This window comes from Nonomuraea sp. MTCD27 (assembly GCF_041950495.1).
Classification (GTDB): Bacteria; Actinomycetota; Actinomycetes; order Streptosporangiales; family Streptosporangiaceae; genus Nonomuraea.
In genome coordinates, this window is record NZ_JBGNUW010000001.1 from 737140 (window position 1) to 756581 (window position 19442).

General features: G+C 73.7%; 13 protein-coding genes. 7 read left to right on the forward strand and 6 right to left on the reverse strand.

The genetic code is table 11. The features are described from left to right. Positions 1–222: 222 nt before the first annotated feature. The 6 genes from ACBJ59_RS03400 (at position 223) to ACBJ59_RS03425 (ending at position 11670) form a co-directional block, all read left to right on the forward strand. A complete protein-coding gene (locus tag ACBJ59_RS03400) occupies positions 223–834 on the forward strand; it encodes a TetR/AcrR family transcriptional regulator (RefSeq protein WP_375108678.1) in 612 nt (203 codons plus the stop codon). A gap of 225 nt (positions 835–1059) precedes the next feature. Then, positions 1060–2481, forward strand: a complete 1422-nt coding sequence (locus tag ACBJ59_RS03405; protein WP_375108679.1) for an MFS transporter — start codon at positions 1060–1062, stop codon at positions 2479–2481. Positions 2482–2672: 191 nt separating this feature from the next. Next, the gene (locus ACBJ59_RS03410) at positions 2673–3035 is read left to right on the forward strand and encodes an STAS domain-containing protein (protein ID WP_375108680.1); all 363 of its coding nucleotides are present in this window, start codon (positions 2673–2675) and stop codon (positions 3033–3035) included. A gap of 156 nt (positions 3036–3191) precedes the next feature. Continuing rightward, on the forward strand, positions 3192–7163 hold the full coding sequence (locus ACBJ59_RS03415) for a HAMP domain-containing protein (protein WP_375108681.1): 3972 nt from the start codon (positions 3192–3194) through the stop codon (positions 7161–7163). Then, positions 7163–9433 carry a SpoIIE family protein phosphatase gene (locus ACBJ59_RS03420; RefSeq protein WP_375108682.1) on the forward strand — a complete coding sequence of 757 codons (2271 nt, stop codon included), beginning with the start codon at positions 7163–7165 and terminating at the stop codon, positions 9431–9433. The genes ACBJ59_RS03415 and ACBJ59_RS03420 overlap by 1 nt, the downstream gene beginning before the upstream one ends. A gap of 131 nt (positions 9434–9564) precedes the next feature. Further along, entirely contained in the window at positions 9565–11670 is a 2106-nt protein-coding gene (locus ACBJ59_RS03425) for a DEAD/DEAH box helicase (protein ID WP_375108683.1), read from the forward strand. A gap of 17 nt (positions 11671–11687) precedes the next feature. Here ACBJ59_RS03425 and ACBJ59_RS03430 read toward each other — a convergent pair whose 3' ends face one another. The 6 genes from ACBJ59_RS03430 to ACBJ59_RS03455 all read right to left on the reverse strand — a co-directional run bounded on the left by ACBJ59_RS03430 (position 11688) and on the right by ACBJ59_RS03455 (position 18860). After that, positions 11688–14258 (reverse strand): CHAT domain-containing protein, encoded by a 2571-nt coding sequence (locus ACBJ59_RS03430; protein ID WP_375108684.1) that lies wholly within the window; start codon positions 14256–14258, stop codon positions 11688–11690. Positions 14259–14273: 15 nt separating this feature from the next. Next, positions 14274–14771, reverse strand: coding sequence for a hypothetical protein (locus ACBJ59_RS03435; protein WP_375108685.1), 498 nt, complete (start codon positions 14769–14771; stop codon positions 14274–14276). Then, on the reverse strand, positions 14771–15376 hold the full coding sequence (locus ACBJ59_RS03440; protein WP_364134530.1) for a sigma-70 family RNA polymerase sigma factor: 606 nt from the start codon (positions 15374–15376) through the stop codon (positions 14771–14773). The genes ACBJ59_RS03435 and ACBJ59_RS03440 overlap by 1 nt, the downstream gene beginning before the upstream one ends. Then, on the reverse strand, positions 15376–16971 hold the full coding sequence (locus tag ACBJ59_RS03445; RefSeq protein WP_375108686.1) for a S8 family serine peptidase: 1596 nt from the start codon (positions 16969–16971) through the stop codon (positions 15376–15378). Before ACBJ59_RS03445 ends, ACBJ59_RS03440 begins: the two co-directional genes overlap by 1 nt. A gap of 219 nt (positions 16972–17190) precedes the next feature. Beyond that, entirely contained in the window at positions 17191–18123 is a 933-nt protein-coding gene (locus ACBJ59_RS03450) for an alpha/beta hydrolase (protein ID WP_375108687.1), read from the reverse strand. Next, on the reverse strand, positions 18120–18860 hold the full coding sequence (locus ACBJ59_RS03455; protein ID WP_375108688.1) for a phytanoyl-CoA dioxygenase family protein: 741 nt from the start codon (positions 18858–18860) through the stop codon (positions 18120–18122). Before ACBJ59_RS03455 ends, ACBJ59_RS03450 begins: the two co-directional genes overlap by 4 nt. 166 nt (positions 18861–19026) lie before the next feature. Here ACBJ59_RS03455 and ACBJ59_RS03460 point away from each other — a divergent pair, with 166 nt between their 5' ends. After that, positions 19027–19401, forward strand: coding sequence for a VOC family protein (locus ACBJ59_RS03460; protein ID WP_375108689.1), 375 nt, complete (start codon positions 19027–19029; stop codon positions 19399–19401). Positions 19402–19442 lie beyond the last annotated feature (41 nt).

Sequence of the window (19442 nt, forward strand, 5' to 3'; positions counted from 1 at the left end):
CTTCCGGCCGGGAGGACGCACGGACGGAGCCGGCCAAGAGGAGAAACCCGGTGGAATCGGCACAGGGCCGCCGGCAGATGGCTCGGCCGGCCCTGGAACGGGTTGACCACGAAGATACACCTGGCGGGCGAGCCGCTCCACCACCCTGACCTGGCCGCACCGGCCGAGGCGTGTCGGCGCCCCCAGACGGGGAAACGCCGGCCGACGCCGTAGGGTGGTCATATGGTCAAGACCGCGGCACGACAGCCCGTACCCGCACGGCGGGCGGACGCCGAGCGCAACATCGCCGCGATCCTCGAGGCCGGCACCCGGCTGCTCAGCTCCGATCCCACGGCCAGCGTGGCCGACATCGCCAAGGCCGCCGGGGTGGGCCGGGTCACGCTGTACGGGCACTTCCCCTCGCGGGAGGCGCTGGTGGACGCCGTGCTCGACCACGCGGTGGACATGGCGGACGCCGTCCTGGAGAACGAGTCGGTCGACAAGGCCCCCGCGCCGGAGGCGATGGCCGGGCTGCTGCGGTCGTCCTGGGAGGTCCTCGACCGGCATCGCCGCCTCTTCCTGGCCGCCGACCGGGTCCTGGCCACGGAGCGGATCAGGGAGCATCACGAGCGTCCGCTGCGGCGGGTGGAGCGGCTCATCGCGCGGGGGCAGCGCGACGGCGCCTTCCGTACGGACCTGCCGCTGCAGTGGCTGGTGACCGCGTTCTTCTCGATCATCCACAGCGCGGCGCAGGAGCGGGAGCTGGGGCGGCTGGAGCCGGAGGAGGTCGAGCACGTGCTGATCAAGACGATGCTGTCCCTCCTGACGTCCACGGGCGGCGCCTCCCCCGCCTGACCGCGGCACGGCGCCCGACAGCACGGCACGGCACGGCGCCCGCACAGCGCGAATGCCTCCCCCCAGAGCGGCGCGCCCTTCCCGCACGCCCTCGCGCTGCAGCGGGGCCGCTTCTTTCCGAGCCGGCCTCCCCCATGGCACCGGCCCCTGCGCTCCGGACACCCTACCCACGTATCGTTTGCGTGTGTTAACTTGAACACCGATGTTCAAGTTAAGGAGTTCCGGATGAGTCTCGACCCGACTCGAGCCCAGACCCGCACCGGCGGCTGGGCCGTGCTGGTGCTGCTCTGCCTGGCGCAGTTCATGCTGATCGTCGACATCACGGTCGTACAGGTCGCCCTGCCCACCATCGGCACCGACCTCGCGCTCGACCGGGAGGCGCTGACCTGGGTGGTGACCACGTACACGCTGTGCTTCGGCGGCCTCATGGTGCTCGGCGGGCGGCTCGCCGACGCGCTCGGCGCGCGGCGGACGCTGCTGGCCGGGCTCGGGCTGTTCACGGCGGCCTCGCTGGTGTGCGGGCTGGCCGGGAGCGGCGGCGTGCTGGTCGCGGGGCGGGCGCTGCAGGGGATCGGCGCGGCGCTGCTGTCACCCGCCGCCCTGGCCGTGATCACCACCACCTTCCACGGCGAGCGGCGCGGGCGCGCGCTCGGCGTGTGGGCCGCCATCGGCGGCACGGGGGCGGCCCTCGGCGTGCTCCTCGGGGGCCTGCTGACCGCGGGGCCCGGGTGGGCCTGGGTGTTCTTCGTCAACGTGCCGATCGGGCTGGCGCTGCTGGCCGCCGTACCCGCCGTCGTGCCGCCCGCGGCCGGGCGCCGGGAGCCGGTCGACGTGCCCGGCGCGCTGGTCGTCACGCTGGCGACGGCGCTGCTCATCTACGGCCTGGTGACCGCGGGCGACGCCGGATGGGCGGCGGCGGGCACGGTGCTGCCGCTCGTCGGGGCGGTGCTGCTGTACGTGCTGTTCGTGGTCATCCAGCGGTCCGTACGGTCGCCGCTCATGCGTGCCGAGACGCTCGCCCGGCGGCCGGTGATCTCGGGGACGTTCGTCATGCTGGTGGCCACCGGGCTGATGCTGGGCCTGTTCTTCCTCAGCTCGCTCTACCTCCAGCACGTGCTCGGGTTCAGCGCCCTGGAGACCGGGCTGATCTTCCTGCCCGCGGCCGTCGCCATCACCGTCGGCGCGCAGCTCGGCGGGCACCTCATCGGCCGGCTCGGCGGGCGGCCGGTGGCGGTGGCGACGTTCGTGGTGACGGCGGCGGGGGCGGGGCTGATGACGCGCATCTCGCCGGACGCGAGCGCGTACACCACGCTGCTGCCCGGCTTCGTGCTGGCCTCGCTGGGCATCGGGCCCGCGTTCGTGACGGCCACCACGACGACCATGGCCAACATCCCGCCGGGGGAGAACGGGGTCGCCTCCGGGGTGATCAACACCTTCCACGAGCTCGGCGGCTCCATCGGGGTGGCCGTGGTCTCCACGGTGGCCGCGGCCAGCCTCGTGCCCGGGTCGGGGGCCGGCATCGAGGGGTTCGTGTCCGGGCTCACGCTGTGCGCCGTGGTGGCGGGAGTCGCGGCGGTGGTCGCGCTCGGGCTGGTGCCGCCGGGCAAGCCGGCCACCGCCTTCGTGGGGCACGGTCACGGCCACTGATCCAGGCTTTGGCGCGGGGTGAGAAGGGCGCCACTCCGGCGGGCGCGGGGGCGTGCGGGAGGTCGTCCGCACCCGCGCCCATCGGCGGGGATTCACCGCCACGGCCCGAAAACCGGGATATCGCCGACGACTCCGGCAGACTATCCTTCATTGATGGTCATGTTCCGCCGGCGAAAGCGGTGAACCCGTAGATGCCGCCATTAACGCTGGCGCACCAGCACCTGCCCGGAGTGATCGTGATCGCTGTGACCGGCGAGATGGACGCCACCAATCGGGCCCAGCTCGAGACGTACCTCCGCAAGGCGCGGACGGATCCCTCGGAAGGGCTGGTGTTCGACCTGTCGCAGGTGCCGTTCATGGACAGCTCGGGCCTGCATGTCCTGCTGACGTGCGCCACCGACTGCCTCAGGAACGGCGGCGCCGTCCACCTGGCGGGCGTCCGGCCCCTGCCCGCCCGCCTCTTCGAGATCACGGGCGTGGTGGCGCACATTCCGGTGCACGACACGGTGGAGGACGCGATCACCGCCGCCCTCACCTCGGAACGCTCCATTTGATCGCAGGGCTGGTAGGCGCCTGCGAAATTTCCGCCTCACCTTGCGTGTACGTCGTGTGATAGACAGATGACAACTTGCGGCTAGCGCGCACTGCGGGCGCGGCCGGTTACTCTCTCCGCTACCTGAGGAAACCCGGGCGACAACGGAGGACCGGTCATGAGCGATCCCACCGTCGGCACGTCCCGTCCGCCCGCGCGCGGCAAGCGCGCCAGAGGCGCCGGCGAGGGCGGCGAGGAGCCGGAGCTGCGCCGGCTGCTGGCGGGGCTGACAGCGGTGAGGGACGGCGACTTCCGCACCAGACTTCCCGACGACGCCGACGGGCTGCTCGGGGAGATCGCGTCGGTGTTCAACGGCATGGTCGACCAGCTCTCCCTGTTCACCTCCGAGGTGACGCGCGTGGCGCGGGAGGTCGGCACGGACGGCCGGCTGGGCGGCCAGGCCGACGTGCCTGCGGTCTCCGGCACCTGGAAGGACCTCACCGAGTCCGTCAACGCGATGGCGGGCAACCTCACCGACCAGGTACGCAGCATCGCCCAGGTCACCACCGCCGTGGCCCGCGGCGACCTGTCGCAGAAGATCACCGTGCACGCGCGCGGCGAGATCCTGGAGCTGAAGAACACCGTCAACACGATGGTCGACCAGCTCTCCTCCTTCGCCGACGAGGTCACCCGGGTCGCCCGCGAGGTCGGCACCGAGGGCCAGCTCGGCGGCCAGGCCGACGTCAAGGGCGTGGCCGGCACCTGGCGCGCGCTGACCGACTCGGTGAACTTCATGGCCGGCAACCTCACCGACCAGGTGCGCAACATCTCCCAGGTCGCCACCGCCGTGGCCCGCGGCGACCTGTCGCAGCGGATCACGGTCTCGGCCCGCGGCGAGATCCTGGAGCTGAAGAACACCCTGAACACGATGGTCGACCAGCTCTCCTCCTTCGCCGACGAGGTCACCCGGGTCGCCCGCGAGGTCGGCACCGAGGGCAACCTGGGCGGCCAGGCCACCGTCCGGGGCGTGTCCGGCACCTGGAAGGACCTGACGGAGAACGTCAACGTCATGGCCTCCAACCTGACCAACCAGGTCCGCAGCATCGCCCAGGTCGCCACCGCCGTGGCCAGAGGCGACCTGTCGCAGAAGATCACCGTCGAGGCCAAGGGCGAGGTCGCGGCGCTGGCGCAGACGATCAACACCATGGTCGACACGCTGGGCGCGTTCGCCGACGAGGTCACCCGGGTGGCCCGCGAGGTCGGCACCGAGGGCCAGCTCGGCGGCCAGGCCCGGGTCCCCAACGTGGCCGGCACCTGGAAGAACCTCACCGACAACGTCAACTCCATGGCCGACAACCTGACCAACCAGGTGCGCAGCATCGCCCAGGTCACCACGGCCGTGGCCAGGGGCGACCTGACCCGCAAGATCGACGTGGACGCCCGGGGAGAGATCCTGGAGCTGAAGACCACGATCAACACGATGGTCGACCAGCTCTCCTCCTTCGCCGCCGAGGTGACCCGGGTGGCCCGGGAGGTCGGCAGCGAGGGCAGGCTCGGCGGCCAGGCCGAGGTCGAGGGCGTGTCCGGCACGTGGAAACGGCTGACGGAGAACGTCAACGAGCTGGCCGGCAACCTCACCCGCCAGGTCCGCGCCATCGCCGAGGTGACCAGCGCCGTCACCTCCGGCGACCTGACCAGGTCCATCACCGTGGACGCCGAGGGCGAGCTGGCCGACCTGAAGGACAACATCAACTCGATGGTGAAGTCGCTGCGCGAGACGACCAGCGCCAACGAGCAGCAGGACTGGCTGAAGTCCAACCTGGCCCGCATGTCGGGCCTCATGCAGGGGCACCGCGACCTGGCCACCGTGGCCGAGCTGGTGATGAACGAGCTGGCGCCGCTCGTCTCGGCGCAGTACGGCGCGTTCTTCCTGGCCGAGGAGAGCGAGCTGAAGCTCATCAGCGCCTACGGCTACCCGGTGGACCCGGAGCGGCCGGCCCGGTTCCGGCTCGGCGAGGCGCTGGTCGGCCAGGCGGCGCGCAGCCGCAGGACCATCGCCATGACCGACCTGCCGCCCGGCTACATCACCATCTCCTCCGGGCTCGGCAGGACCGACCCGACCTCGGTGATCGTGCTGCCGATCGTGGTCGAGGAGCAGGTGCTCGGCGTGATCGAGCTGGCCTCGGTGCAGGCGTTCACGCCGGTGCACCGGGCCTTCCTCGACCAGCTCATGGAGACGATCGGCGTCAACCTCAACACGATCGTGGCGAACGCGCGTACCGACGAGCTGCTCAACGAGTCGCAGCGGCTGGCGGTGGAGCTGCAGGCGCGCTCGGAGGAGCTCCAGCAGCAGCAGGAGGAGCTGCAGCGCTCCAACGCCGAGCTGGAGGAGAAGGCGACGCTGCTGGCCAGCCAGAACCAGGACATCGAGACCAAGAACCTGGAGATCGAGCAGGCCAGGCAGGAGCTGGAGGACCGGGCGCACCAGCTCTCGCTGGCCTCCACGTACAAGAGCGAGTTCCTCGCCAACATGAGCCACGAGCTGCGCACCCCGCTCAACTCGCTGCTCATCCTGGCCCAGCTGCTGGCCCAGAACCACACGCGCAACCTGACGCCCAAGCAGGTGGAGTACGCCGGGATCATCCACTCGGCCGGCTCGGACCTGCTGCAGCTCATCAACGACATCCTCGACCTGTCCAAGGTCGAGGCGGGCAAGATGGACATCAACCCCGAGTGGGTGCGGCTGCGCGGGCTGCTGGACTACGTGGAGGCCACGTTCCGGCCGCTGACAGGCCAGAAGAGCCTCGACTTCCGCATCACGACCGCGCCCGGGGTGCCCGCCGAGCTGCTCACCGACGACTCCCGGCTGCGCCAGGTGCTGCGCAACCTGCTGTCGAACGCGGTCAAGTTCACCGAGACGGGCGGCGTGGAGCTGCGCATCGAGCCGGCCGCGCCGGCCGAGCTGCCCGCCTCCGTACGCGCGCACGGCCCGGCCATCGCGCTGCGGGTCGTGGACACCGGCGTGGGCATCCCCGAGCAGCAGCTGGAGGTGATCTTCGGGGCGTTCCAGCAGGCCGACGGCACCACGAGCCGCAAATACGGCGGCACCGGGCTGGGCCTGTCGATCTGCCGCGAGATCGCCTACCTGCTGGGCGGCGCCATCACCGTGCAGAGCACGCCGGGGCAGGGCAGCATGTTCACGCTCTACCTGCCGGTGGCCCGGCCCGGGTTCGACCCCGACCCCAAGGCCGGTCTCACGCCGGCCGAGGGCGGCGAGCCGGCGCAGGCGGCGGAGCGGGAGCCGGTGGCCGCGCGGCGGCTGCTGGTGATCGAGGAGCGGCGGCACGGGCTGCTGTCGCTGGTCTCCGAGAGCGTCGTGGGCGACCTGGCCGGGGCGCGCGACCTCGGCGGGGTCATGGAGGTCGTCACGGCGGCGGGCGCGGAGGAGGCGGCCGGGCTGCTGGCCGGGCAGCCCTGCCACTGCATCGTGCTGGACCTCGACATGCCCGATATGTCGGCATACCGGCTGCTGGAGGTCATGAACGGCGACCCGCGGCTGCACGGGGTGCCCGTGCTGGCGTACAACAACTGGCGCTCACGCACCCAGCAGGAGGTGCGGCTGGCCCACCAGCCGCTGGAGCTGCTGACCAGCCTCGACGAGCTGCGCGAGCGCATAGCGCTGCACCTGACCGCCGACCAGCCCGGCGACGTGCTGCCCCTGGTCAGGGCCGAGACCGTGGGCACCGCGGCGGGACGGGAGATCGACAACGCCCTCGCCGGCCGCACGGTCCTGGTCGTGGACGACGACGCCCGCAACCTGTACGCCCTCACGAGCATGCTGGAGATCCACGGCATCCACGTGCTGCACGCCGAGAACGGCCGCAAGGGCATCGACACGCTGACCGCGCACGCCGAGACCGACCTGATCCTGATGGACGTCATGATGCCGGAGATGGACGGCTACACCGCGACCGAGACGATCAGGGCCATGCCGCAGTACGCCGACCTGCCGATCATCGCGGTCACCGCCAAGGCGATGCCGGGCGACCAGGAGAAGAGCCTGGCGGCGGGGGCGAGCGACTACGTGACCAAACCGGTGGACGCCGACCATCTCATCGAACGCATCCAGCACTGGATGGACCTGTCCTGATGGGCGGCGAGCCGAACGGCGGGCAGGATCTCGACCGGCTGGCCGCGACCGTCGAGCGGCTGCGGCGGGAGGCCGAGCGGAGCCGCCGCGCGGCCGACGACCGCGCCCTGCTCGAGCTGGCCAAGGGCATCCTGGTCGAGCGGCTGCGCTGCGGCCCCGCGCAGGCGGCCGAGCAGCTCGCCACGCTCGCCGCCAAGGCCGGCGTGACGCGGCTGGAGGTGGCCGCCGACGTCGTCAACGAGGTCGCCCGCGACCGCGTCGGCGAGGCGGGCGAGGCCGCTCCCGAGGTGTCCGTACGCCTGCGCGTCGCCGAGAGCGCCGTGCTCGGCGCCCGTGACACCCAGGCCGTGGCCGCCGCGCTCCTGGAGCACGCGCTGGCCCCGCTGGGCGCCACGGCGGTGGCGGTGTGGGCGGCCGAGCCGGGCGGCGCCCTCGCCCTGGCCGGCTACGCCGGGTTCGCCACCGAGGAGGCCCGGCGGTGGCGGCACATGCCGCCGGGCGTGGTCACGCCGGCCGGGCGCGCGCTGACGGAGCGGCGCACGATCTGGCACGCCGACGCGGGCCTGCCCGCCATCGGCCGGCACGTCGCCGGCGGCCGCGTCACCGTGCCGATGCTCTCGGGCGGGCGGGTGCAGGGCGTGCTGGAGATCTGCTGGCCGCACACGCTGCCGCCGCACCCGCCCAGGATCGAGCGGCAGGTCGAGGCCCTGGCCGAGCTGTGCGCGCACACGCTGGACTCGCCGTTCGCGCCGCTGGCGCCCGCCGCCGCGGCCCTGTCGGAGCTGGTGGACCTGGCCGACGCGCTGCCCGACCCGGCCCTGGTGCTGCGGGCGCACCTCGACGCCCGCGGCGAGCTCGCCGACTTCCGCGTCCGGCACGTCAACGAGCGCATCACCGCCGGTGACGGGCTGCTGCTGGAGGCGTACCCGCTGGTGTCCGGGGCGCTGCTGCTGGAGGCCTATCCCCGCGCGGCGGGCGGCATGTTCGCGCAGCTGGAGCAGGTCCACGCCACCGGCGAGTCGTTCCGCGCCGAGCGGATGGCGCTCGGCCTGAGCACGACGGGCGTGGCCGACGTCAGCATCACCCGGCACGGCGACAGCGTGCTGCTCGTGTGGCGCGAGCACGACGAGGACGGGCGGCTGGCCGGGCTCCTGGAGCACGCCCAGCGGCTGGGCCGCATCGGCGGCTTCGAGGAGAACACGGTGACCGGCCAGATCACCTGGAACGCCCAGCTCTACTCCCTGTACGGCCTGTCCCCCGGCGACCAGCCGGTCCCGCTGGAGCGGCTGCGCGACCACGCCCACCCCGACGACGAGATCGCGATCGGCCGCTTCCTGCGCACGGTGCTGCACCACCGGCGCTTCGCCGCCACGGCGTTCCGGCTCACGCGTCGCGACGGGGTCGCCCGCCACATGCGCGTGGTGGCCGAGCCGGTCTTCGGTCCGGACGGGCGGCTGATGGCGGTCCGGGGGGCGTACCAGGACATCTCCTCCCAGCACTGGACGGAGGTCGCGCTCGCCGTCACCCGTGACCAGCTCGCCCACACCGAGCAGGAGTCCGCCGCGCGCAGCCGCCTGGCGCTGCAGCTGCAGCAGGCCATCATGCCGCCCTCGCACGGCACGATGGAGTCCTTCGGCCTGCACATCGCCGTCCGCTACCGGCCCGCGCAGAAGGAGCACCTGGTGGGCGGCGACTGGTACGACGCCGTCGCGCTCCCGTCCCGGCGGGTGCTGCTGTCGGTGGGCGACGTGGCCGGGCACGGCGTGGAGGCCGCCACCGGCATGGTGATCCTGCGCAACGCGCTGCGCGGCCTGGCCACCACCGGCGCGGGCCCGGCCCAGCTCATGGCCTGGCTCAACATGGTCGCCCACCACCTCACCGACCGCATGACCGCGACCGCCGTCTGCGCCCTGTACGACCCGCCCACCCGCATGCTGCGCTGGGCCAGGGCCGGTCACCTGCCGCCCATCCTGCTGCGCGAGGGGGACGGCGCGGAGCTGCCCATGGTCAAGGGGCCGCTGCTGGGCGCGTTCACCGACGCCCGCTACGAGGAGGGGCGGCTCCAGCTGCGGGCCGAGGACACGCTGCTGATGTACACCGACGGCCTGATCGAGCGGCGCGACCACAACCTGCGCCACGCCCAGGACCGGCTGCTGGCCATCGCCAGGCGCGCGGCGAGCACGCTCGACCACCGCCTCGACGACCTGCTCACGCACTGCAACTCGGACACCGACGACGACACCTGCCTCATCGGCGTGCACCTGAGCTGACATCCGGGCCGGCATCCGGGCCGGCATCCGGGCCGGCATCCGGGCCGGCATCCGGGCCGGCATCCGGGCCGGCATCCGGGCTGGTCCGCACCGATGTACGCGGGCCCTCGGGCTACGGCATCCTTGGTCCGGTGGAATTCCGTGACGCGGACCGGCTCCTGGCCGACGCACGCGCCCTGCTCGGCGAGCACGCCGCCGTGCGCGCGCAGGCCGCCCGCACCCTCGACGCGCTGCGCCGCGACGTGGCCAGGGCCGGGCTGGAGGGCGTGCCCGTCTCGCGGCTGAAGGACGTGACCGACGGGCGGCTGCGCATCGGCACGCTGGAGAAGGCCGGGTACACCACGGTCCGGTCGGTGCTGGAGGCCACGCCGTACGCGCTGCAGCTGCTGCCGGGCATCGGCGCGCGCACGGCGGGGCAGGTCCACGCGGCGGCCCGGCAGATCGAGCAGGCAGCCGTGGACGCCGCGAGCCTGCGCCTGGACGTCGACCGGCCCGACCACCACACCACGGAGCTGGTGATCGCCCTGCACCGCCTGGTGAACGTGGGCCCCGACCTGCCCCGCGCCCTCGACGCCGCCCGCGACCTGGACGGGCGGCTGGGGCCGCTGCTGGCGCAGGCGCGGCCGGCGCGCAGCCGGCTGCGGATGATGTTCACGCTGCCCGCGCGGCGCCGGCGGGCGCGCGAGGCGGTGGCCGCGATCGACGGGCTGCTGGCCGGCACCGGGGAGACGCGGCTGCTGCTCGCCCAGGTCACCACCGACCTGCTGCGGCCGCCGGCCCGGGACTTCGAGGCGTGGGCGGACTTCGAGTCCCGCTCGCCCGAATACTTCGGCCTGCTGGCGGAGCTGGCCGGGGAGCCGGTCGGCAGCGGGCAGGGGCTGCTGCCCGACGACCTGGCGGCCAAGGTCGCCGCGCAGCCGCTCGACGACACCCACCGGCGCGTGTCCCTGCGCGGCTACCAGGCGTTCGGGGCCCGCTTCGCGCTCGTGCAGGAACGCGTGATCATCGGTGACGAGATGGGGCTGGGCAAGTCGATCGAGGCCATCGCGGCGCTGGCGCACCTCCGGGCGGACGGGGCGACGCACTTCCTGGTGGCCTGCCCGGCGAGCGTGCTGATCAACTGGGTGCGGGAGATCGAGTCGCGCAGCACGCTGCACGCCTACCCGCTGCACGGCCCCGACCGGCTCGCGGCGCGGGAGGAGTGGGCCCGCCGGGGCGGTGTGGCCGTGGCCACGCTGGACGGTCTGCACCGGCTGGGCGGCGGGCTGCCGGAGGTGGCGCTGCTCGTCGTGGACGAGGCCCACTACGTCAAGAATCCGGAGACCAAGCGCTCCCGGGCGGTGGCGGCCTGGTGCGGGCGGGCGCGGCGGGTGCTGTTCCTGACCGGCACGCCGATGGAGAACCGGGTGGAGGAGTTCCGGACGCTGATCTCGTACCTGCGGCCCGACCTGGCCGCCGGGCTGCGCAACAGCGACGTGGTGGCGGGGGCACAGGCGTTCCGCAAGGCGGTGGCGCCCGTCTACCTGAGGCGCAACCAGCAGGACGTGCTCGCCGAGCTGCCCGATCGGGTGGAGGCCGACGAGTGGGTGGAGTTCAGCGGCGCCGACTTCGAGGCGTACAAGCAGGCCGTGGCCGAGGGCAACTTCATGGCCATGCGGCGGGCCGCGTACGCCGAGCCGGCCACCTCGGCCAAGCTCAAGCGCCTGCTGGAGCTGGTCGAGGACGCCGAGGCGAACGGGCTGAAGGTGGTGGTGTTCTCGTACTTCCGGGCGGTGCTCGCCGCCGTCGGGGCCGCGCTGGACGGGCGGGCGCACGGGCCGCTGTCCGGGGACGTCGGCGCGGCGCGGCGGCAGGGGCTGGTGGACGAGTTCTCCGCCGCGGCGGGGCACGCGGTGCTGCTCAGCCAGATCCAGGCCGGCGGGGTGGGGCTCAACCTGCAGGCGGCGTCGGTGGTGATCCTGTGCGAGCCGCAGGTCAAGCCGAGCATGGAGACGCAGGCCGTGGGGCGGGCGCACCGGATGGGGCAGGTACGCAGGGTGCAGGTGCACCGGCTGCTCTCCGTGGACTCGGTGGACCAGCGCATGCTGGACATCCTGCGGCACAAGTCGGAGCTGTTCGACGCCTACGCCAGGCGCAGCGACCTGGCCGAGTCCTCGGGCGACGCGATGGACGTCTCGGAGCAGTCGCTGGCCCGGCAGGTGATCGAGGAGGAGCAGCGGCGCCTGCTGTCGTCCTGAACGGCTGACAGGCACCTTCAGCCGGCGCCGAAGCACACGAACGTCGAGGCCGGCTCGTCCAACGAGGCCATCGCCAGCGCGTCGGCCGGGCTCGCCCCGTCGGCCACGCGCCGGTGGTAGGCCATCATGACCCGCTCGGCCACGTGGTCGGGCACGCGGGTGAGGCTGGAGATCACGGTGGGCGTGCCGAGGTAGAGCAGCGCGGCGGTGAAGCCCAGCTGCTCGTCGCCCGCCCTGACCACCGCCTGCCCCACGTCGCAGGCCGACAGCACGACGTGCCCCGGCGCCTTGTCGAGGAGCTGCAGGTCGTAGGCCATGAGCGGGCCGTCGGCCAGGTCGAGGCGGGAGAAGAGCACGTTCTCGCGCTCGTGGTGCCCGTGGGCGGCGAAGTGGGCGAAGGACGCGCCGTCGAGCGCCTCCAGGGTGGCCGACACCGTGGCCCGCTCGCCCCTGAGCCGGCGTGCCTTCGGGTGCACGGTGCCGAGCTGCTCGACCTCCCGCTCGGCGTGCTCCAGGTCGGGCCCGGCGACCAGGACGGAGGAGCTGCCGTCGCTCACGTACGGCTCGCCGGCGTGCCTGGCCGCCAGCCAGACCAGCGCGGACGGGGCCACCACCAGCGGCCGGCCGCGCAGGTCGGGCAGCAGCCCCCAGGGCACCGCGGACAGGCCCATGGTCGGGATGAGCACGATCCCCCGGGCGGCGGACAGCGCCTGCCGCAGCGGGGCCTTCAGCGCGTCGGTGATGACGCCGAGCTGCCGCCGGACGGACGCCTCGATCACCGCCTTCAGCGCGGGCCGCAGGTTGCGTCCCGCCTGCGCGTTGAGGTCCCCGGCCAGCCGCCGCGCGGCCTCCGCCACCGGTTCGTACGCGCTCAGCCGGTGCAGGTGGCACCGCCCGCGGACGAGCACCAGCGCCAGCAGCCCGCCGTCCACGTTGAGCAGGCTGACCAGCGCGAGGTCGTCCGCAGCCAACGCCGCCTCGACGGCCGCCGCCGAGGCGGGGGCCAGCCGCTCGCCGACCCCGGGAAGCTGCCAGCCGCGCTCCCTGATCACCTGCTCCAGCTCCAGGCACCGCCGGCGCAGGGCGGGCCGGCGGTGGCCGGCGGCCTCGTCGGCGTGCATCTGCTGGGCGAGCTGGCGCAGCTCGGCCAGCGCCTCCGCGGTCCGGTCGTCCTCGGGCGCCTGCGGTGGCCGGAACCGGAACGCCTGTGCCCGGCACCGCTCGGACCAGGCGAACACCTGCCGCGTCGAACCGCCGTCGAGCGCGGCCCGCAGGCCGTGGGCGGCCAGGTCGGCCCCCAGGGCGGCGACGCCGGTGAGCAGGTCGAGGCTGCCCAGCCGGCCGCGATGGGAATGGATGAGGACCAGCCCGGAGCGTACCTTGCGCAGGGCGAGGCCGCGCTGCCCGTGCGCGCCGGCCAGCTCCGCCCCGGTCAGGTGCCGCATGAGACGCACGTCGAGCGGCGCGCCCCGGGACGTGGCGCCGGATGCCTGGCCGGACGCCGCGGTGGTGGTGGCCTCGGTGACCCGGCCGGCGGCGATCAGCGCGCGGACCGAGACCAGCCGGGCCATCTCCGCGTCGTCGCGCATGTCCAGCTCGGCCAGGCGCGCCGCCAGCTCGCCCGCGCGCCGGGCCACGGATCCCGGCGCCGAGCCGTGCGCCAGCTGCGAGCGCAGGCGCATGAGCGTCGCGCGCAGCGCCCACGCCGTGCTTCCCCTGCGGCGGAAGTGGGTCTCCGCGCGTCTGGCCCAGTCCCGCGCCTCGGCGTGCCGCCCCGCGTCCAGCGCGCACTGCGCCCTGGCCAGCTCGCCCTCGGCGTAGTCCTGCATCAGGCGCTGCCTGCGGAACCCGTCGATGGCCTGGTCGAGCGTGCGGCCGGCCTCGTCGGTCAGCCCCACGGCGAGCAGCGCCCGCGCCCGGTCGAGCGCGAGCACGGGCAGGAAGCCGGGGTTGACCTCCTGGTAGAGCCGCTCCACCCGGGCGAACACGCGCAGCGCCGCCGGCACGTCCCCGAGCAGCAGGTCGCAGTAGCCGTCGTTGTGCAGGGCCTTGGCCGCGAGCACGTGGTGGCCGTGGGCCTGCGCGAGCTGCGCGCTCCTGCGGGCGTCGTCCCTGGCCAGCCGGACGCGGCCGGTCGTGGCGTGCAGGACCGACCGGTTGAGCAGCACCCTGGCCAGCTCGACGCGGTCGGTCTCGAGGAGCATGGGAGCGGCGATGTCCAGCTCCCGCAGGGCCTCGGCGCCGGCGCCCAGGCGCAGGTGCAGCAGGCCGCGCTGGGCGTGCACGAGGGCCAGCTCGGCGCGGGGCGCGCGGCGGGCGGCCTCGTCGAGCAGCTCCATCCCGAGGCCGGAGTTGCCCTGCTCGGCCTCGGCGTGCGCGAGGCTGGTCAGCAGGCGGGCGAGCAGGTCGTCGTAGCCGCCGGCGGGCTCGCCGCTCCCGGCCGCCGGGTCCCGGCCGAGCAGTTCGAGGCCCTGCCGGAGCCTGCGGGCGGCCAGCGCCGGGCGGCCGTTGTCGGTCGCCTGGACACTGAGCCTGTGCAGGCGCTCCACCTGCTCGCGCAGCGTCGCCGCACGCTCGCTGTCGCGCATCCCGCCTCGCGGTGGTCAGAGGATGAGTGAGGGCGTCACCGCCAGTATCGTCGCCTGCGCCGGATCATCAAGTCCCTGGCGCACCACGAGTTGCGACAGCCCTCTCGGCACCACGTCGAGGACGAACCTGCCCTGATCGTCGGCCCTGACGACGTGCGCCCCCGCCCCGGTGCGCAGCTCCACCAGGTGGTCGGCGGGCGGCGCCAGCCAGCCGTCCACGCGTACGGCGTGATCGTCGCGGGCGCTCACGCTGATCATGATGGTGACGATCTCGCTGTCGAAGGTGATCGTCCGGCTGTCCTCGCCGCCGCGGACGCCGGCCGGGAGCACGGTGTCCTCGTACGGCCGCAGGACCGCGAAGTCCGGCGACTCCAGGGCCAGCGCGAACTGCAGGCGTTCGACCAGCGTCGCCGGGACGGGATCGACGATGCGGTAGACGTCGGCGATCTCCTCGGCGAGGGCCTGGTCCTCGGGGGTGACGTGGGGAGAGTTGCTCCCCTCTGCCGTGTTCATCACGAACTCCAATCCGGGTCCTTCGCGAGCACGTGGCGCAGTTTCGCGAAGCACCGGCCGCGCGTGGGCCCGATGCTGCCGAGCGGCATGTCCAGCGCCGCGGCCACCGCGTCGTAGTGCGGGCGCGGCACGAAGGCGATGATCCTGAGCAGCTCGGCGCACCGTTTGGGCAGGCTCTCGACGGCGTGCCAGAGGGCGCGCCGCCGTTCGTCGTCCACGAGGAGCTCGTCGGGGGTGAGCACGCCGTCGGGCAGCTCGTCGAACGTGTCGTCTCCCGGCAGGTCGTCCTTGCGGGAGGCGGCACTGACCCGCCACGCCTCGCGGCGGGTCGTGGTGACGAGCCACTCGATCAGCGCGCCGGGCACCGAGATGGCGTGCAGATGACGCAGTAGGGTCAGCCACGTCGTCTGGATCACGTCCTCGGCGGCCTGCGGGCTCAGCCCCTGGTTCCTGGCGGTGTGCCAGAGCACGGGCGTGAGCTCCGCGACGATGGCGTCGAGCGCGCCGCTGTGGCCCTGCCGCGCCTCGATCAGCAGCGCGGCCAGCCGGTCGCGGCGCTGGGCGCGCGGGTTCGGCGGGCGCTCGGTCGCGGGTTCCCGAGTCATCAGATCGGAACGATTTCCGGCCGGGCGACCTTGTCGTTGATCATCGTGTCGATGACCGTCCTGGCCCGTTCGACGGGATCGACGGCCACCTGCCCGATGGTCTTGGTGAGCTCGGCGGCGACGGCTCCCGCGACGATCGGGGCCGCGAACGACGTGCCGCTCCAGCCGCAGAACGGGCCCATGGCGTCGCAGTCCAGCGAGGCCCGATCGCCGGTGGAGAGCATGGCGTTCTGGGCGCCGCGGAAATGGGGCGGGAAGGTGCTGACGACCATGGCGCCGGGGGCGCGCCACCGTACGGCGGGGTGCTCGTTGCTGAAGATCGCGATCGTGCCGTCGGGGTTCTTGGCGGCGACGCCGAGCATGGGCGCCAGCGGCGGCCCGGGGACGGCCGTCTCGGAGAGGGCGGCGAGGTAGAACGGCCTGGTCGTGGCGTAGTTGCCGGCGGCGTTGACCACGACGACGCCGCGCGCCCGCAGCTGGTTGACCTTGGCGAACAACGCCGCCATGGCCGCGTCGCCGGTCTCCGCGAAGCCGCCGAAGGAGCAGCACAGCACGTGCACGTCCTGGCCGGCGTCCATCAGCTCCAGCAGGCGGTCGAGCGCCGCGTGCACGGCCTCGCCGGGGACGATGCCGTCGCTGTGCATGACCTTGTACATCAGGACGCGGGCGTCGGGCGCGATCTGCGCGATGAGGCCGGCCAGCATGAGGCCGTGGCCGGTGTGCGAGTTGAGCGTGCCGACCAGCGGGTTGGGCAGGTGGCCGAGGTCCTCGTAGCCGACCAGCCTGGCGATGTCGCGACCGGCGTAGGCGGGGTGGGTGTCCTCGATGAGCTGCTGGCCGGCGGGGTCGACGGTCAGGAACGCGTCCGGGTCGGTCACCGGCTTGAACCAGGGGTGCGCGGCCACGCCGGTGTCCAGCGTGACCACGGTGATCCGGGGCCCGCCGAGCTCTCCGAGCGACCGGCGGCGCGGCGGCCCGGCCACGACCGTCAGGGGGACGCGGCCGTACCCGTGACGGGTGCTCCCGCCCGGCTCGTCGATCACGGCGTGCCCGCTGGTGGCGGGCTCGCCACCGAGGTTGAGCGAGCCGATCCCGCTCGTGGCCGACCCCACGAACAGGTGGTCCAGCGAGATGTCGGCGAGCCCCGGCGCGAATGACAGGTCGTCGGACGTCTCGCGCAGCGCCCTGCGCACGGCCCGCAGGGCCGGCCAGGCGTCGGCTCTGACGTCCCGGCTCTCGCCGTCGATCTCCAGGACCGCGGGCACCCAGACGGTCTCCTCGGGGTACTGCCTGTTACGGGCCCGCTCGACGCTCTCGGGCGACAGCCTCAGCCCGACGCCGGACAGCGCCGAGTCGATCCAGTCCGTCGCCGCCAGGGAGGTCAGCACCTGCCCCGGGATCAGGAGCACGTCCGCGCGGTAGACCGTGGAGTCGGGCCGGGGCTCGCCCGGGTCCAGCCCGACGGCCCAGGGGTCGAGGACCTTGGCCCCGTGCCGGTCCAGGAGCTCGCGGGGAAGGGTGACACCTTGCCAGGGCGGCCCGAACTTCTCGGCTTCGCCGGCTCTGGCCGGTTCGGGGATGTAGTCGATGGTCATTCGCCGTCTCCGTTCTTCCCTCTGTGGCCTAACGAGAGCGGATCGCGGGCGGCGATACGAGCCGAAAGATAACGGAATGGTGACGATCCTCGGCACCCTGACTCCCTCACCAGGGGCGGCGCCGTGTGGTGGGACGTCCATCAGCCCGCCGGCGACAGCCTGACCAGCGAGGTCGGCAGCTCGGCGACGAGCAACGCCACCTGGAGGTGGGCGGGCCGGTCACGCGCCGATGGCCGCGCGCAGCATCGGCAGGGCCCGCTCCAGCGCCCGCTCCCAGTACGGCCACGTGTGCGTCCCCGCCCCGTAGAAATCGGTCGTGACCCGGGCCCCGGCCGCCCGCGCCCGCTCGGCGAAGACCGTGGCCTGGCCCAGCAGCGCCCCTTCGTAGTCGCCCGCCGCGCCCGGCGGATCCAGCGGGCCCGGCCGCCCGTCGCCGCACGACACGTAGATCGGCATCCCGCCCAGCCGCCCGGCGAGCTGGGCGGGGTTGTGCGCCTCCCACACCTTCCGGTCCCGCTCGGGGTCGCCCCAGAGGGCCGCCGGGTCGTCGCCGTTCTCGCGGACCAGGCGGCGCACCCCGGCCTGGTCGCCGGTGGTGTCGAGGACGCCGGAGAAGGACGCGGCGGCCCGGAACAGGCCGGGGTGGCGGGCGGCGTACCCCATCGCGCCGAGCCCGCCCATCGACAGCCCGGCCACCGCCCGTTCGGCGCCGGCGCCGAACTCCATCTCGATCAGCGGGATCAGCTCCTTGATGTGGAAGGTCTCCCAGCGCGGCCCGCGTAACCAGTCGGAGTAGAACCCCACCCGGCCGCCCTCGGGAACCACCACGATGGCGGGCATCGCGGCCGTGAGCCGCTCCGCGCCGCCCTCGTCCACCCAGCCGAGATGGCCGGCGCCGCAGCAGCCGTGCAGCAGGTAGAGCACGGGCCAGGGCCCGGAGCCGTGGGTCCAGCCGGACGGCAGCAGCACGCGTACGGGGGTGTTGCGGCCGAGCGCCGGCGACCGGACGGTGAGGTCCTGTCCCCGCTCCCCCGCCTTCTCCCGCGCCACGACCCGCGCCCCGGCCACCCCGGGGCCCGTCTCCGCCGGGGCCAGGCCGCACCCGCCGAGCAGCACCGCGACGGCGGCGGCCAGCGCGGCCCAGCCCTTCATCGCCCGGCCAGCGGGTCGAAGCCGCGCAGCATCATCCCCTGCCCCCGCGAGCGGTGCACGTCGTCGGCGGGCCGGTCCAGGGGGTCGCGGAACTGGATGAGCAGCGTCGTCCTGGCCTCGTCCGCCCTGTTCACCCCGGAGCCGTGGACGGTCAGGTAGCCGAGGAACAGCACGTCCCCCGCCTCGGCCTCGACCGGCACGGCCGCCTCCAGCGGCCAGTCCGACGGCGGCAGGTGCCAGCCGCCCTCCTCCACGTGCGGCAGCGGCCCGCTCTTGTGGCTGCCCGGCACGACGCGTACGCAGCCCTTCTCCTCGGGCGCGTCGTCGAAGTGGAAGATGGCCGCGCCGACCGTGTGGCGGGTGTGCGGGAAGTGCGCGGCGTCCTGGTGCAGCGGGAACGGCGAGCCCTTCTCGGCCGGCTTGACGAAGATCTTGGTGTGGTGGAGCTGGACGTTCTCCGACCCCATCACGGCCGCCGCCACGTCGGTGAAGCGCGGATCGACCATGAGCCGGGCGAAGGCCGCCGAGTGGAACTGCGCGTCGTGGCAGTGCCGCAGCTCGGTGGCGCGCCCGGCGAGCTGCCTGGCGCTCCCCCACGTCGGGTCGGCCGGGCGCAACCGTGACAGGACCGCGTGGCACTCCTCGCGGTACGCCTTCGCCTCGTCCTTGCCGATCAGCCCTTTGACCAGCAGATATCCATGGTCCTGGTAGAACCGGGCCATCGATGAGTCGGCCATCCCATCCTCCCGCGCCGGTGCCGTCCATCTCTGTGTGCCCGCGAAGCGGGTGGCGGAAGAGTGGCGGGCATCGGGGACGGGTGCCTGGGATGTCGAAGCCCGGGCGACCGCTCCGACCTCTGTTCCGGGGGCGGCCACCCGCGGGCGCTCCCGGAAAGGATGGATCATGGGACTGCCAGTGGTGCACTTCGAGATCATCGGCCAGGAGCCGGAGCGGCTGCGCGGCTACTACGGCGAGCTGTTCGGGTGGGAGTTCGCGACGGGGGACGCGGCCACCGAGAAGGTCTCCGCGCCGGGCGCGTACGGGTTCGTGGGCGCGGCGTCCGCCGGGCTCAACGGCGGGGTCGGGGGTGGGGCCGGGTACGAGCGGCGGGTGCTGTTCTACGTGGGCGTCCCCGACGTGGAGGCCGCGCTGCGGGAGGCGGAGCGGCTCGGCGGCACGCGCCTGCTGGGCCCGGAACGGGCGCCGGGCGGGGACCTCGTGGTCGGGCAGTTCACCGACCCCGAGGGCAACCTGATCGGCGTCGCCGGCCCCGCCTGACCCGACCCCCGGCTCCGTCCCCCGGGTCGGGGCCTGGGACC